This window comes from Streptomyces sp. NPDC023838 (assembly GCF_040639555.1).
Taxonomy (GTDB): Bacteria; Actinomycetota; Actinomycetes; order Streptomycetales; family Streptomycetaceae; genus Streptomyces.
The window spans coordinates 24,185-38,801 of record NZ_JBFAAD010000007.1 but is presented as its reverse complement, the minus strand read 5'-3'; the positions used below and the strand labels follow the sequence as shown (position 1 = coordinate 38,801).

General features: G+C 71.0%; 13 protein-coding genes and 1 pseudogene. 6 read left to right on the top strand and 8 right to left on the bottom strand.

Annotation, left to right across the window (positions count from 1 at the left end; genetic code table 11):
- Positions 1-69 precede the first annotated feature (69 nt).
- Positions 70-714: a dihydrofolate reductase family protein gene (locus AB0G17_RS11085; protein ID WP_361379069.1), complete on the bottom strand. Its 645-nt coding sequence runs from the start codon at positions 712-714 to the stop codon at positions 70-72.
- A 398-nt stretch (positions 715-1,112) separates the two neighbouring features.
- Between AB0G17_RS11085 and AB0G17_RS11080 the strand changes: the two genes are divergently transcribed.
- Positions 1,113-1,955: a hypothetical protein gene (locus AB0G17_RS11080; RefSeq protein WP_361379066.1), complete on the top strand. Its 843-nt coding sequence runs from the start codon at positions 1,113-1,115 to the stop codon at positions 1,953-1,955.
- A 43-nt stretch (positions 1,956-1,998) separates the two neighbouring features.
- On the opposite strand, the gene AB0G17_RS11075 is transcribed toward AB0G17_RS11080, so the two are convergent.
- Both AB0G17_RS11075 and AB0G17_RS11070 read right to left on the bottom strand, forming a co-directional pair.
- Complete coding sequence (locus AB0G17_RS11075; RefSeq protein WP_361379063.1) at positions 1,999-3,288, bottom strand: MFS transporter; 1,290 nt, start codon at positions 3,286-3,288, stop codon at positions 1,999-2,001.
- Positions 3,289-3,298: 10 nt separating this feature from the next.
- On the bottom strand, positions 3,299-3,541 hold the full coding sequence (locus AB0G17_RS11070; protein ID WP_361379060.1) for a hypothetical protein: 243 nt from the start codon (positions 3,539-3,541) through the stop codon (positions 3,299-3,301).
- 102 nt (positions 3,542-3,643) lie between these two features.
- Between AB0G17_RS11070 and AB0G17_RS11065 the strand changes: the two genes are divergently transcribed.
- From AB0G17_RS11065 to AB0G17_RS11055, 3 genes and pseudogenes are all read left to right on the top strand, one after another.
- Positions 3,644-4,441 (top strand): thymidylate synthase, encoded by a 798-nt coding sequence (locus AB0G17_RS11065; RefSeq protein WP_361379057.1) that lies wholly within the window; start codon positions 3,644-3,646, stop codon positions 4,439-4,441.
- Positions 4,438-4,947 carry a dihydrofolate reductase gene (locus tag AB0G17_RS11060; RefSeq protein ID WP_361379054.1) on the top strand — a complete coding sequence of 170 codons (510 nt, stop codon included), beginning with the start codon at positions 4,438-4,440 and terminating at the stop codon, positions 4,945-4,947. Before AB0G17_RS11065 ends, AB0G17_RS11060 begins: the two co-directional genes overlap by 4 nt.
- Before the next feature lie 89 nt (positions 4,948-5,036).
- Positions 5,037-6,134 (top strand): annotated as a pseudogene (locus AB0G17_RS11055) (hypothetical protein).
- A gap of 48 nt (positions 6,135-6,182) precedes the next feature.
- Here the strand turns inward: AB0G17_RS11055 and AB0G17_RS11050 are convergent.
- The 4 genes from AB0G17_RS11050 to AB0G17_RS11035 all read right to left on the bottom strand — a co-directional run bounded on the left by AB0G17_RS11050 (position 6,183) and on the right by AB0G17_RS11035 (position 11,794).
- Complete coding sequence (locus AB0G17_RS11050) at positions 6,183-7,196, bottom strand: methyltransferase (protein ID WP_361379051.1); 1,014 nt, start codon at positions 7,194-7,196, stop codon at positions 6,183-6,185.
- The gene (locus AB0G17_RS11045) at positions 7,193-8,842 is read right to left on the bottom strand and encodes a class I adenylate-forming enzyme family protein (protein ID WP_361379048.1); all 1,650 of its coding nucleotides are present in this window, start codon (positions 8,840-8,842) and stop codon (positions 7,193-7,195) included. Before AB0G17_RS11045 ends, AB0G17_RS11050 begins: the two co-directional genes overlap by 4 nt.
- 1 nt (position 8,843) lies before the next feature.
- Complete coding sequence (locus tag AB0G17_RS11040) at positions 8,844-10,088, bottom strand: FAD-dependent monooxygenase (RefSeq protein WP_361379045.1); 1,245 nt, start codon at positions 10,086-10,088, stop codon at positions 8,844-8,846.
- A 428-nt stretch (positions 10,089-10,516) separates the two neighbouring features.
- Positions 10,517-11,794 carry an MFS transporter gene (locus AB0G17_RS11035; protein WP_361379042.1) on the bottom strand — a complete coding sequence of 426 codons (1,278 nt, stop codon included), beginning with the start codon at positions 11,792-11,794 and terminating at the stop codon, positions 10,517-10,519.
- A 91-nt stretch (positions 11,795-11,885) separates the two neighbouring features.
- Between AB0G17_RS11035 and AB0G17_RS11030 the strand changes: the two genes are divergently transcribed.
- On the top strand, positions 11,886-12,365 hold the full coding sequence (locus tag AB0G17_RS11030) for an Rrf2 family transcriptional regulator (RefSeq protein ID WP_361379039.1): 480 nt from the start codon (positions 11,886-11,888) through the stop codon (positions 12,363-12,365).
- 70 nt (positions 12,366-12,435) lie between these two features.
- Positions 12,436-13,485, top strand: a complete 1,050-nt coding sequence (locus AB0G17_RS11025; protein WP_361379036.1) for a ParB N-terminal domain-containing protein — start codon at positions 12,436-12,438, stop codon at positions 13,483-13,485.
- A 90-nt stretch (positions 13,486-13,575) separates the two neighbouring features.
- Here AB0G17_RS11025 and AB0G17_RS11020 read toward each other — a convergent pair whose 3' ends face one another.
- Positions 13,576-14,433, bottom strand: a complete 858-nt coding sequence (locus tag AB0G17_RS11020) for an AfsR/SARP family transcriptional regulator (RefSeq protein ID WP_361379033.1) — start codon at positions 14,431-14,433, stop codon at positions 13,576-13,578.
- Positions 14,434-14,617 lie beyond the last annotated feature (184 nt).

The window sequence follows — 14,617 nt, the reverse complement described above, 5'->3', positions numbered from 1 at the left end:
AGTGGTGCTCCGTGCCAGGGCTGAACGGGCGGGGCAGTACAGCCTGCCGGGGTGAGCCCTGAAGGAGGGTCACTTCCGCCAGAACAGGTGGTGCGTCACTCCGCTGGGGCTGGGAACGACGTCCAGGTGGAACCGGTCGAGCAGTTCCTCGGGGGACTGCCACAGCCGTAGGCCGGACCCGAGCTTCACCGGCGAGACGGCCACGTGCATCGTGTCGACGAGGTCGGCGTCGAGGAACTCCCGGATGGTGCTCACCCCTCCGCCGAGCCGGACGTCCTTGCCCTGCGCCGCTTCCCGTGCCTGTTCGAGGACGGTGGCGGGGTCGGCGTCGACGAAGTGGAAGGTGGTGTCGGAGAGCGTGATCGACGGGCGCGTGTGGTGGGTCATGACGAACACCGGGGTACGGAACGGGGGTTCGTCACCCCACCAGCCCTGCCACTCGTCGTCCTTCCAGGGCCCGCGCTGGGGGCCGAACTTGTTGCGGCCCATGATCTCGGCGCCGATGTTGCGGGCGAAGTCCCGCGTGAAGTAGTCGTCCAGGCCCCGGCTGCCCCCGGGGTCGGTACGCATGGGCCAGCTCGCCGTGGCCCCGGCCCAGGCGAACAGCCTCTCGGGATGGGGCAGGCCGAACGGACTCTCGAGACTCTGGTCCTCACCGGCCCCGATACCGTCACTCGAGACATTGAAGTTCTGGACCCTCAGTAGCTGAGCCACGTATTCCTCCTGTGATCGCGACAACGTTGGTGAGACTCGCCGAGCGGGGCAAACTCATCGCTGCGTCCGTGATCGGTCGGAAATCGGGCTGCACTGTCCTGACTTGAGAGGTTTGCGCGGCGCGCGTACGTACCTCTTGGGGGAGCTCCAGTGAAATTGGGGATGGCCGAAGCCTGGCGGGGGCGCGGCGACCGTGCGCACGCCACCCGCTAGGGCCTGTCGTCAAATTCCCGTCGTCGCCCGAAGGGCGGTCCGGCGGCGTCTGGTGCGTGCTCTCGGCGCGCCGGGTGAGAGCCCTCGTACTGGACGTACGTGGGCTTTCGCCCGGTGCGGCGAGAGTGCGTGCCAGGCGTCGCAGGACAGACGGGAATTTGACGACAGGCCCTAGCATCCTGGTCATGACGAGACGGGGGTGGCGGCTCGGCGCGGCAGCAGGGGTGACGGTGGTGGTGGCGTACTGCGCCTCCGGCCCGCAACCCGCGGAGGCCACCCGCACCACGTCGGACCTCGGCCCCCTGCCGGCCGACCGCTACGACTTCACGCCGCGGGATTACCAGCGAGCCCAGCAGGCATTGGCGTTGCTGGTCCGCCAGTGCATGGCGGAGCACGGCCACCCGGACTTCCCGCTCGATCCCCGTTATCCCACCGATCCCTCCGTCGCGACCCTTGTCGCCACCGACTACGGCGTCCTCGATCTCCGCTCCGCCCGCCGCTGGGGCTATGGCTGGGATCCGGCGAAGCGGGCCGCTTCCCAGCCGAAGGGCCGCCGCATGACCAATGCCGAGTACGCGGACTGGCCCGACTGCACCGCCGAGGCGGACCGGCGGCTGATGCGCGGCATCGACGTCAAGCGGGACTGGCTCTACGCGAGCACACGGGCGATCGAGGTGGATAAGGAGGTCAAGCGCGACCCGCGTCTGCGCTCGGCCTGGGATGTGTGGTCGCGTTGTGTGGAAGAACAAGGATTCCCCCGCTACCCGGACCCCGACGCGGCATACTCGGACGAAGCCTGGCAGCGGGGCAGCGACGGCAACACCCCGCACACACACCGAGAGCAGGCCACCGCGGTCGCGGACGTCACCTGCAAGCGCCGCCACCACACGGCGGAGATCTGGCACACCGTACGGGCCCAGAAGCAGGCCGCGGACATCGCACGGCACCGCGACCGCTACGCAGCAGGACTGCGAGCGCTGCAGGCGTACCGCGCCAACACCACCGACGTGCTGCGCCACCTCGGCTAGCCAATTCGGCCAGAGCCTGTCGTGCGCCCCTCGCCCCTGGCGACTACGCGGGGTCGGGAAGCGAGGCCTCGTCGGGCCGACCATCCGTCGCGCCGGCCGTGTCGTGGCTTGAGCGGCGGGTGCGCTCCGCCCATGCTGCCACCGGCGGCCCTGCCGCGCCCAGAGCGGCGAAGAACGCGCCGAGCAGCAGCCAGCCCGCGTGTCCGAGTCCAAGGACCGCTGTCGTGAGGACCACCGGAGCCAGGGCCTGCCCGGCGTCGAATGCGATGCCGAAGAGGCCTTGGTACTGCCCTTGGGCGTGGTCGGGGGCGAGACCGAACCCGAGCGCGTAGCCGCCCGAGGACTCCCATACCTCTCCGAGACTGTGCACGCAGACGGCGAGGACGGCCAGTCCGGGCGCGATCCAGGCCGGAACGTCCGCCGTCAGGGCCATCAAAGGGCAGCTGACCAAGAAGAGCAGCCCGGCGAGGCGCAACGCCCGGCCGCCCTGGCGCGGTGTTTCCACCCGGGAGCCGATCCTGCTCTGGAGCAGCACGCATACCCCGCTGTTGACCGCGTAGACCGCCGCCACGGTCCAGCGCGGCGCGTCGGTGTGGGCGGAGAGCCAGATCGGCAGGAGCAGGGAGACGGTCTGGTAGTGCAGGCCCATGGCGCCGTAGAGCGCGGTGAAGGACACGAACGGCCGGTCGGACAGGACGGCCCAGCGGTGGTGCTCCTCGGGCCGGGGCAGGGGCTGGTAGTTGGGGACGCCGATCAGGGCGACCAGGGCGGCGCAGGCGAAGCTGGCGGCGTTGGCGAGGATGAGCGCGGTGTATGCCGGGCGGGTGTTGACCGAGACGGCGAAGGCGGCGCCGAGGGTGCCCAGGACCACACCGAGGTTCACGTACGTGCGGAGTCTCGCCCTGAAGGCGGCCGGGCGTTCACCGCCGGCACGGGCGATGAGCGCACCGCCTGCGGCGCCGCCCGCCGTTGCTGCCAGCCGGTCCAGTGTGGCGATGAGCGTGAACGTGACCCAGCCGTGGATGAAGACGAATGCGGCCATCGTCGCGGCCTGCATCGTGAGGGACGTCAGCCAGACCGTGCGCGGCCCGTACCGGTCTGCCAGGTTCCCGGCCGGGATCCCGGCCAGCAGCCCGACCAGCCCGGCGATCGTGAGGCCGACACCGACCTGTCCGGCGGGCAGGTGCGCCACCAGCGTGAAGTAGAGGACCGCCGCGGTGTTGAACAGCCCGTTGCCCACCCGACTGACGAAGCAGGCGACGATGAGGGCACGCTGCGGACCACTCGGCGCCGACAAGCTGGATATTCGCAGCCTGGCGCGCTTCCCGATCATGAGCCACAGGCTAGCAGCGCCCCCGCGGGCCCCTCCGCGTGGACCAGGATGCGGTGAGTGCGATCACGGCGTGCGGGAGCTCGCCCGGCCCTACCGCGTCGGTGAGCCTCCCCTGCTTCTGGGTGGCGGTGATGGTGGCGATCTTCTCGGCGTAAGGGTCGGTACGTCCGCCCTCGGCGGCCGGCTCGCCGGTCAGCGGCACCGCCGCCCTCGTCGGCGCGCTCGGCGGCCGCACCAAGATCGCGTACGGCACGGTTGGCTTCTTCGGCTCCGCTCCAGCGCTCCCGTGGCCCGGGCACACGGCGCGGACGTGGCCGTCGAGCTCATGTTCTCGGCGCCAGTAGAATCGGCGGTTATGGCCGATACCCAGTACGAAGACCTTTTGCGGCTGGTGCTGACCTCCGGGACAGCCAAAGCCGACCGGACGGGCACCGGTACCCGAAGCGTCTTCGGGCACCAGCTCCGCTATGACCTCTCGCAGGGGTTCCCGCTGGTCACCACGAAGAAGGTGCACCTCAGGTCCATCGTGTACGAGCTGCTGTGGTTCCTGCGCGGCGATGCGAACGTCGGCTGGCTCCAGGAGCACGGCGTGACCATCTGGGACGAGTGGGCCGACGGCAACGGCGACCTCGGTCCGGTCTACGGGGCGCAGTGGCGCTCCTGGCCCACCCCGGACGGCGGGCACATCGACCAGATCAGTGAGGTTCTAGACACGCTGCGCCGGGACCCGGACTCCCGCCGGATGATCGTCTCCGCCTGGAACGTCGCCGAGCTGAACAAGATGGCGCTGGCGCCGTGCCACGCCTTCTTCCAGTTCTACGTCGCCGACGGCAAACTCTCCTGCCAGCTGTACCAGCGCAGCGCGGACCTGTTCCTCGGTGTCCCGTTCAACATCGCCAGCTATGCGCTGCTCACTCATATGGTGGCGCAGCAGGTCGGCCTTGAGCCGGGTGACTTCATCTGGACCGGCGGCGACTGCCACATCTATGACAACCACGTCGAGCAGGTGCGCGAGCAGCTCTCGCGTACCCCGTTCGAGTTCCCCGAGCTGCGACTGCGCAAGGCCGACTCGCTCTTCGAGTACGCCTACTCCGACGTGGAGGTGCTCGACTACCGGCACCACCCGGCCATCAAGGCTCCGGTGGCGGTGTGAACGTAGGGCTGATCTGGGCGCAGACCCCCGACGGCGTCATCGGCGCGGACAACGCGATTCCGTGGCGGCTGCCCGAGGACATGGCGCATTTCAAGGCGACCACCCTCGGTCATCCGGTGGTCATGGGGCGCAAGACCTGGGATTCGCTGCCCGCGCGGTTCCGCCCGCTGTCCGGGAGGCGGAACATCGTGGTCACCCGTGATCCGCGGTGGGCGGCCGAGGGGGCGGAGCGCGCCGGTTCCATCGCCGAGGCCCTGGAGCTCGCCGCCGAGCCCGTGGGGCCGGCGGGCGTCGCTGCTGAGACGTGGGTGATCGGTGGCGGGGAGATCTATCGCGCCGCCCTGGAATACGCCACGACGCTTTCGGTGACGGAAGTCGACACGGCGGTGGACGGCGACGCGTACGCCCCGACACCGGGCCCGGAGTGGAAGGTCACCGAGGACAAGGGCTGGCAGTCCTCGGCGTCCGGGCTGCGCTATCGCATCCGCCTGTACACCAGCCGGTGAGAGCCGGCCCGCTGCCCTGATCACCCTGCCCATCCATTGGGGGATCATGGTCCCTGCACAGGGACATGTACCGGGGAAGGGCAAGGATTGTGGGCAAAGACGGGGCGTCGATACCGGACGAGGAGTGGGAACGTTTCCTGCGGGAATCCGAGGCCGGGATTTCGGGGGCGCCCGAGGAGCCGTCGGCGCGGTCACGAGTGGTGGCGCGGCGGCTGCGCGAGGAGGGCGGCCGGCCACCGGGATGGCGGACCCACGAGCCGCCCCGGCGGCGGAGGGGCGCCGGCTGGTACGTGGCCGGTCTGCTGGTCGCGGCCGGATTGCTGGTTGTGGCGCTGGACCCGGGCCGGGTGGTCGACTGGATCGGGGGCGCAGGCGGCGAGCAGACTCCGCTCGCTGCGGAGTCGGGCCGTCCGAGCCGGCCGCCCGCTGACCAAGGTTCGGCCCAACTGCCCACCATCAAGGAGCCGTTCCGAGGGTCACCCGCTCTCCAGTGGGGCAACGGGGCGGCCGGGGTCTACGTTCCGGCGGCGCAGCCGACCGGCTGGATGAGCCGGGAGCAGGTCGCGCAGGCGCTGGCCCGGACACAGGAGTTCCTCACCGCGTCCAATCTGGATCCCGGTGTGCTCCGCGGGGACCGCCCCGGGAAAGCGATCGCGTTGATCAATCCCCACCAGCAGGACGTACAGGGCTACTTGGCGGCCGCTTTCCGCACGCCCGGCTGAGAGAACGACCCCCTGCTGCTGTTCAGCCGTTTCGCACCGACGAAGGCACGGCTTGTCGGAGACGTGGTCAAGACACGAGGCCGCATCAGCTACCGGGAAGGCAAGCGCGGCGCGGTCGAGGTCACCGCCGATGTCACCTACGTCTATCCCGTCGTACGCGCCGCGGCGGGAAGCGACGAAGTCGCGCGCACCATTGTGCGCCGGGAGTTGGTGATGAGCTGGGACGACCCTGCGAAGGTGATCACCGAGAGGGGTACGTTCTCGCTCATCTCCTACAAGGCGGACACCGCCAACGGCGGCTGCGGCAACTCCACCGGCTACTTCCTCCCCGAGTTCCGGGCCGAGCGCGACGCCACCGGTACCGGAGACGGCCACGCGGTCGACCCGTACGACCGGAGCACATCGATGGACACACGTATGCGAGAGGGCAGAGAAGGAGAGTGCGGGACAGTCACGCGAACGTGAGCCGGGGGAGGGGGAGGGAGCGGGGGCAGGAGGGGCCCCCCGGTCCCTTCAGTGGGGCGTGGCGACGATGAGGTGGGTTTCCAGTGGCAGCGGATGGATGTCCGCCACGGTGAACCCCGCCTTGCCGAGCAGGGTGCGGTACTGCGTCTCGTCCCGTTCCCGGCCGCCCCCGAGGACCACGAGCATGTGCATGTTGTAGCCCTCGGCGAGTGACGAACCGGCATCCTTGCCGAGGATGCGCTCCACGATGACGAGACGGGCGTCCGGGCCCATCGCCAGCCGGCAGTTGGTGAGGATCTGCCGGCACGCCTCGTCGTCGAAGCAGTGCAGGATGCGGGAGAGCAGATAGACGTCACCGCCCTGCGGCACCGCCTCGAAGAAGTTGCCGGACACCCGCTCGCACCGGTCCGCGTGGTGGGTGGCGATCGGATGGCCCTCGGACTCCTCGATGACGTGGGGGGCGTCGAACAGGACGGCCCGCGGGCCGGGGTTGCTGGTGAGGATCTCGTGCAGGAGCGCCCCGTGCCCGCCCGCGACGTCCACGATCTTGCGTGCCCCCGAGAAGTCGAAGGCCTGCCCGACCTCCGCGAAGAACGGCGTGCCGGCGACCATGGCGCGTTCGTACGTCAGCGACGTCTCGGGGTGCTCTTGGAGGTACGGGAAGAGGTCGCTGCCGAACACATGGGAGAACGCCGACCCGCCGGTGCGCAGGGAGTGGGTCAACGCGCCCCAGGCCGGGCAGAAGTGCGAGCCGTAGATCCGTACGTGGTCGCGCATCGAGTCGCGGATGTCGGTGCGCAGCAGTTCCCCGACGGGGGTGAGCGCATACCCTGTGCTTTCGTCGCCGGTGACCACGTCGAGGCGGGCCAGGAACAGCAGGAGGCGGCGCAGCGCGTCCGGGTCCGTCTCGGTCTCCAGGGCGAGGGCGCCGCCCGTGGCGCGCCCGGCCGTCGCGATCGCGTCGATGATGCCGAGTTCGGTCGCGATGTAGAGGGCCTGGGTCTTCCAGAAGCCCGTCATCAGCTCGATCAGGTGACGGCCTGCCGCGTGCCGCATCGTCATGCCCCCACCGCCGTGCCTGATTCCCGTTCGGTGGCGACCGGCCGCGGGGGTGTTTCCCGTACGATCCGGGCGAGTTCGGGGCGCTGGATCTTCCGGGTGGAGGTGCGAGGCAGATCGTCGAAGGGGAACTGCCGGAACGGGGCCATGGCGGGCAGGTCCTCGGTGGCCAGCCGCCAGCGCGCGGGGTCGAGGGGCTCGTCGCTCCGGGTGGCCACCACGGGGACGGGCTCGCCGTCCGGGCCCGCCACGATCACGATCTCCCGCAGCTCGTCGAGCCGGCCCATCAGGAGGTCTTCGACGGCGAGGTTGCTGTCCATGGTCTCGATCCGGTCGACCTCACGGTCCATCAGATGCAGCAGCCCCCAGCGGTCGAGGTACCCCATGTCGCCGACGCGCCACCAGCCGTCGTGGAGCTGGCTCTTGAAGCGGTCGTCCTCGCCGAGGTAGGTGAGGATGCGGGTGCGGCTGCGCACTTCGAGGTGGCCGGTGTGTCCGGTGGCCACGCGTCTGCCCGCGTCGTCGACGACGCGCATGGAGATGAAGCCGGGCAACGGCAGGCCCACGCAGCGACCGTCCGCCTGGTGCGCGGTGCGCCGGGTGTACCAGCGCCCGGTCATCGGCCCGATCTCCGACTGCCCGTAGAACTGGACGAAGAGCGGGCGGCTGCGGCGGGAGGCGCCGAGCATGCGCTGGATGGTGCGCGGGTGCATTGCGTCGAAGGTGGCGCCGAAGACGCGGACGCTGGACAGCGGGGCGCCCGGGGCCTTGTCGAGCTCCTCCCAGTCGACGTACGTGTTGGGGTGGGTCTCGATGTATCCGGGCCGGGTCCGGGCGAAGAGCGGGCCGATGCGGGCGGGGTCCGGGTCTACGGCGATCACCATCGGGTTGCCGTGGCTGAGGAACATCGCGAGGCCCTGGTAGAAACGCGAGTGGACGAACGTCATGCACAGCGCGGCCGTCTCGCGTTCCCGGATCGGCCAGGCCACCATCTTCTGCGGCACCAGCCGGTGCCAGCCCGTCTCGGGGCAGTGCACGGCCAGTTTCGGTATGCCGGTGGTGCCCGAGCTGTGGGTGATCAGGGACGGCTGGTGCGGGTGGAGGAAGACGGGGTCGCGCCGGGGCGCGCCCGCGTGGTCGGCGAGCAGCAGGATGTCCTGGGTATCCGCCGGGGCGTGTCCGGCCGAGAGCAGGGTCTTCTTCACGACACCGGCCAGTGGCACCTCGCGCAGCTTGCCACTGAGCGTCTCGGCGTCAGTGAGCAGCCACGGACGGTCCAGGCGGGCGAGGAGCGCGCCCACCACGGCCCCGTCCAGGGCCGGGGACAGCAGGGCGGGGACCGCGCCGATCCGCGCGGCCGCGCAGGCCAGGAGCGCGATGTCGAAGCTGTCGGTCTTGTACAGCGCCACCCGCTCGGCGGCGCGGACTCCGGCCGACCACAGCCGGGCGGCCAGGTCGTCGATCTGGTCGGCGAGTTGGCCGACGGTGAAGTCCGTTCCGCGGTCGGGGGCCCAGTGGAGCGGGCGGTCGAGCGTGATGGGCGTCCTCGGGTTGCGACGCGCGGCGGCGTGGAAGATCTCGCCGATGTAGAAGCCGTTCCCCCGGGTGACCCGGCGCAGCAGGGTGTGCACGGTGTTCGTTCTCCTCATGTCAGGACCTCGGGGTGAGGCTCGGGGTGGGGGGTGTGGATGACGGGGCCGCCTCGGCGTGCGGGGTGAGGGGTGCGGCGGCCTCGGTGTCGTAGCCGTACAGCCAGTCCAGGTGTGCCAGGCTCTGGTGGGTGCTCATCGCGCGGTCTCGGGCCGTCTGGGCGGGGCCGTCGGGCAGGTGGAAGGTGTCGGCCAGGGCCCGGGCCCGCCGGTGGACCTCGGCGGTGCGGGGCCGGCGCAGCGCGTCGTACCGGCGCAGCGCCCGCGTCCAGTCGAGCGGACCGTACGCGGTCAGGCACCGGACGAGGACGGCGGCGTCCTCCAGCGCCTGGTTCGCGCCCTGTGAGAGATACGGGAGGGTGGGGTGTGCGGCGTCCCCGAGCAGGACGACCCGCTCGGTGGCGTAACGGGGCGGGATGTCGCGGTCGTAGAGGTCCCAGCGGGTGACCGAGCGGGCCGAGGTGATGACGTGGCGGACCTGTTCGTGCCAGCCGGCGAAGGCCGCGCCGAGGTCTTCCACGGCGCCGTTGGTGGAAGCGGCGACGGGGGCGCGGTCGGTGGCTCCCACGGCGCTGAAGTGGACGGTCTCGCCGCTCTCGATCGGGTAGTACGTGACGTGCCTGCGCGGACCGAGCCAGAACAGGACGCGCGGGTCGTCGCGGAGGGCGGGCACCAGCGCGGCCGGGACCAGGCCACGATGGACGGCGTACCCGGAGAAGCGCGGCCGGTCGTCGACGACCGCGCGGCGGACGGCGGAGTGCACCCCGTCGGCGCCGACGACGAGATCGGCGAGGACGACGGAGCCGTCCGTGAGGTGCACTTCGGCGCCGTCGGTGCGCTCGGTCACCCGGGCACAGCCCGCACCGAGTTCGACGATCTCCTGCGGGGCTACGGACAGCAGGCACCGCTGGAGGCCCGCGCGGTGCATCAAGTAGTAGGGGGCACCGTGGCGTTCGTCGCAGGCGGTGCCGTGCGGTACGCGGGCGATCGGCGCGGCGTTGTCCCAGCGCAGGGTCTCGATGGCGCGGGCCGGCACCGCGTGGTCGGTCAGCGCCTTCGCGAGGCCGAGGCGGTGCAGGACGCGGACGCCGTTGGGCGAGAGCTGGATGCCCGCGCCTACGGCGCCGAAGGCCGGCGACTGTTCGAAGAGTCTGACCTCGATCCCGCTGCGGTGCAGGAGGGTGGCGGTGACCAGGCCGGCGATGCCTCCTCCCACGATGGCGATGCGGGTCTTGGAGTCGGGCATGCTCGTCCTCTCGACCGGTGGGGAAGGACCTGGGGGAAACCTGGGGAAAGCGGATCTGCGTGCGCTGCCGCCATCAGGTTCACTCAGGGCTGTCGAGAGCCGGTCGCAGAATCGCTCAACACCGAGCGTGGGGAGGGGAAGAGGCACGAGGGGCCGAGCCTGCGGGGGACGCCGGTGGTCCGTCCGGCCCTTCGCGCACCGGCTCACCAGAGCCGCGATCGATCTCGCCCTTGTCGACGCTCAGCTCACCGACACACCACGAGCCCGCGGCCCGTACCGGCCGCTTGGCAGCACTGTGCCCCGCCGAGCCGATGCTCGACGGGGCACAGCAGAGGCAGGGTTGACCAACAGCGTCCTGTGGGGCGCGGCTTCGCCTGCCGGCCGGTGATGCGCGCGGGATCACGGCCATCGGCCGGCGGTCACCGCGGTCAGCCGGCCGTCTGCTGGTCCTTCTCGATCTGCTGCGGAGACAGCCGGGCGACCGGCACCAGCATCAGCGCCGTAGCCGCCGCCAGCAGGGCGAACGCGAGCTTGTAGTCGCCGGTGGCGTCGCGCAAGCCACCGACCATGACCGGGCCCACGGCCGCGCAGGCGTAGCCGACGAAGAAGGCCATCGCGCTGAAGCGGCCCGCCTGCGCGGAGTCGCGGCTCGCGGCGACCGGCAGGGTCAGGACCAAGGTGAACAGACCGCCGTGACCGATGCCCATGGCCAGGATCCACAGCCAGGTGCCCGTGCCGGGGCTGAAACCGAAGCCCAGGAAGCCCACGGCGGTCAGCGTCGTCGTCAGGGCGAGGCCCAGGCGCTTGTCGGCGCGTTCACCCAGCAAGGCGGGGACGCCCAGCATCGCCACGACCTGGATGGAGATCATCACTGTCAGCATGAAACCGGCCTTGGACTCGCTGAGCCCGCCGTCGTCGTGCAGCAGGGGGGCGATCCACGCCAACTCGCAGTAGTAGAGCGCCGAGTTGCCCGCCGACAGGGCGGTGATCCGCCAGGCCAGCCGGGACCGCCAGGGCAGGCCCGTCGTGGCGGGGCCCTTGGGGCCGTCGATGTGGTCGAGGCCGAGTGACTTCTTGGCGGCCGACCACAGCACGATGCCCGCGACCGCGAGGACGGCCCAGGACGCGAGCGCTCCGGGCCAGGAGTCGAAGGCGTCGGCGATCGGGGCGCTGACACCGGCGGCCACGGCGCCGCCGAGACCGAGACCGGCGGTGTAGATGCCGGTCACCAGACCCGCCCGGTCCGCGAAGCGCGTCTTGACGATGGCCGGCAGCAGCGTCTGGGCGACGGCGATGCCGGCGCCCACCACGGCGGCGCAGGAGAGCTGGAGCCAGGTGGAGTGGCCGAGGCCGCGCGCGGCGGTGGCGGCACCGACGATGAACAGCCCGATCAGGACACCCCGGAAGAGCCCCCACCGGCGGCCCACCGACGCGGCCAGCGGGGCGCACAGCCCCATCGCCAGGGTCGGGATCGTGGTCAGCAGAGCCGCCCCGGTGGCCGACAGGCCCAGGTCGTCGCGGATCCGGTCCACCAGCGGCGAGACCGCGGCGATCGCGGGCCGCAGATTGGCCGCCGCCACGAACAGGGCGACCGCCGCGAAGCCGAGAGCACTGCGCCCGGGAACCTCCGAAGGCGCCGCTGGGGCCCCGGACTTGGCGGCACCGGCGCCCGGCGCCGACGGTAAGCGGTCTTGCGTCTCACTCATGACCCGCACCTCCCATAATCTCGGACACTAAGTAACCGCGTTTATAGCAGAATCGCGGACAGTAAATAACCGAGATGGCTATCCTGGCGTCATGAAGCTTTCGAACGGCGTCGAGTGGGCCATCCACTGCTGCATCTCGCTCGGCCAGAGCCGCGCCCCGGTGCCCGCGGCCCGGCTCGCTGAGCTGCACGGTCTTCCCCCCGGCTATCTCGCCAAGCACCTCCAGGCCCTGTCCCAGGCCGGGATCCTGCGCTCCACACCGGGCCCCACCGGCGGATACTCGTTCACGCGGCCCGCCGGGGACATCACCGTCCTGGACGTCGTGCAGGCGGTCGACGGGCCCGAACCGGCCTTCCGCTGCACCGAGATCCGGCAACGCGGCCCGCTCGCGCAGCCCCCGCGGGACTGCGCCAAGCCGTGCGCGGTCAACCGCGCCATGCAGGTCGCCGACCGGGCCTGGCGCGCGGCGCTGCGGGACATCACCATCGCCGATCTCTCCGACACCATCGACGTCGACAGCTCGGGCAGCGCGATGCGCGACGTGCGCGACTGGCTCGACGGCTCGGGGTAGCGGCACGTCTGTCCCCTGGACCGATGCCCGCCGCTGCCCCGGCAGCCCGACTCCCACGAGGTGCCGCACGATGAGCTTCGCCGACGGTCGTGTCCCCCTGCCCGGCCCGTCCTTGTCCGCGGTGGAAACAGTGCCGATCGGCCGGCTGTTACGGGCCGACTCACCCCGCCGACTCGGTGAGAACGATGAGCACATCCGGCTGCTCGCCCAGTCGGAACAACCGCTTCCGCCGATCGTCGTGCACCGCCCCACGATGCGGGTGATCGACGGTATGCACCGCCTCCAGGCCACCCGGTTACGGGGCGGACGCGACATCCAGGTGCGGTTCTACGACGGGCCCTCGGAGGACGCGTTCGTCCTCGCCGTCGAAGCCAACGTCGTGCACGGGCTCCCGCTGTCCGCGCCCGACCGCACGGCCGCCGCCGCCCGCATCATCCGCACCCACCCGAACTGGTCCAACCGGGCCATCGCGTCCGTCACGGGGCTCTCCGCCAAGACCGTCGGCGCGCAGCGCCGGAGAATGAGCACGGGCGCCGCCGAGCAGTCCGCCCGGGTCGGCCGGGACGGCCGGGTCCGCCCGGTCAGCTGCACCGAGGGGCGCCTGATCGCCAGCCGTCTCATCGCCGAGAACCCGACCGCCTCGCTGCGCGCGATCGCTCAGAAGGCGGGCATCTCGCCGGGTACTGTCCGCGACGTACGCGAGCGCCTCAAGCGCGGTGAGGATCCCGTGCCGAGGAAGCGTGCGGGGTCCGGTTCCGGCCGGGCACGCGGGCGGACGGCCGCCGCGCACCCTCCACCCGCCTGCGACCCGCCCGCACAGCAGACGCGGATGTCGGCCGACGTACGCGAGGCGATGTTCCGGAGCCTGTGCCGGGACCCCTCGCTGCGGCTGACCGAGACGGGCCGCCTGTTGCTGCGCATGATGGAGATCCATATGGCGGACGCCCAGCAGTGGGAGCGCATCGCCGACGCGGTCCCGGCCCACTGCGCCGACTCCATCGCGGCGATGGCCACGGCGTGCGCGGAGGTGTGGCAGGATCTGGCGTCCCGGCTCCGGCACTCGGCATCGGCCCCGGGCGCCCTAGCCTCCCTCAACTCCCGTTCTCACACGATGTGGTGACGGACCGTCATGCCGGTGCGGATCCGGGCCCGGTCACAGCCGTCGGCGGTGGCCCGGCCCGGTGAGCTTCACTGTCCGGCAGCGGAGCGTTCACATGGCGAGCGGGCCCGAGTTCAGTACGGTGAGCTGAAGCTGCTGGAGCGGATAGCCCGGCTCGATCCCGATCTCGCTGACCAGCCGCGCGCGCAGGGCCTGGAAGACCCCCAGCGCCTCGGCGCGGCGCCCGCCGAGAGCGAGCGCGCGTATGTAGTGGGCGTGGAGCCCCTCGTGCAGCGCGTGCTCGCTGGTGGCCGCCGCGAGTTGGGTGATCGCCTCCTGGTGCAGCCCGGCTCTTATCCGGGCCTCGGCCAGCGAGCCGATGACTCCCAGCTGCGATTCCTCGAACAGGCGGCGCTTGGAGTCGATGACCGGGCCCGCCGGTACGTCCGCGAGAGCCGCGCCGTGCCAGAGGCCGAGGGCCTCCTCGAGGAGGTCGATCCCGCCGAGGTCGTCGCCCGTGGCGAGGACCCGCGCCCCGTGCTCCGCCAGCCGCTGGAACCGCAGCCAGTCCAGGCGTACATGGGCGCCGTTGAGGCCGTACCCGCCCGCCCGGGTCACCAGGACGTCCTGGGTGATGACGGGAGCGGGCAGCCCGGTGAGCCCCACCAGCAGCTTGCGGCAGTTCAGTACGTACGTCTGGAGCGTCCGTAAGCCGCTCGCGGGTGGATGCTCCTGCCACAGCTCGCGCATGAGCGCCGACACCGGGACCACTTGGTCGGTGTGGACGAGCAGCATCGCGAGGACCGAACGGATCTTCGGCGGAACCGTGATCGTCCCGGGAGTCGCGCCGGTGCCGATGCGCAGCGGGCCCAGGACACCGCAGTCCAGGTACTCCGGGTGGCGGGAGCCGGACTCGGGTGCCGCACGGCGGTCTGGCCCAGCACCTACTGGATACTCGGAGATGTACACAATTCCCCCATTGCGCAGTCCGGTCGCCAGGATTCGGCAACTCTCGGGTGAGTTAGTTCGGTGGATCGAAGGTACACAGGGATCTGCACGATTAAACAGCGGCAGGGGGAGCCGCAACAGGCAAGGGATTGGAAATTTCCTCTTACAGGCAGGCCGGGTGGCTTGTGCAAGTGGGGAGATTCCC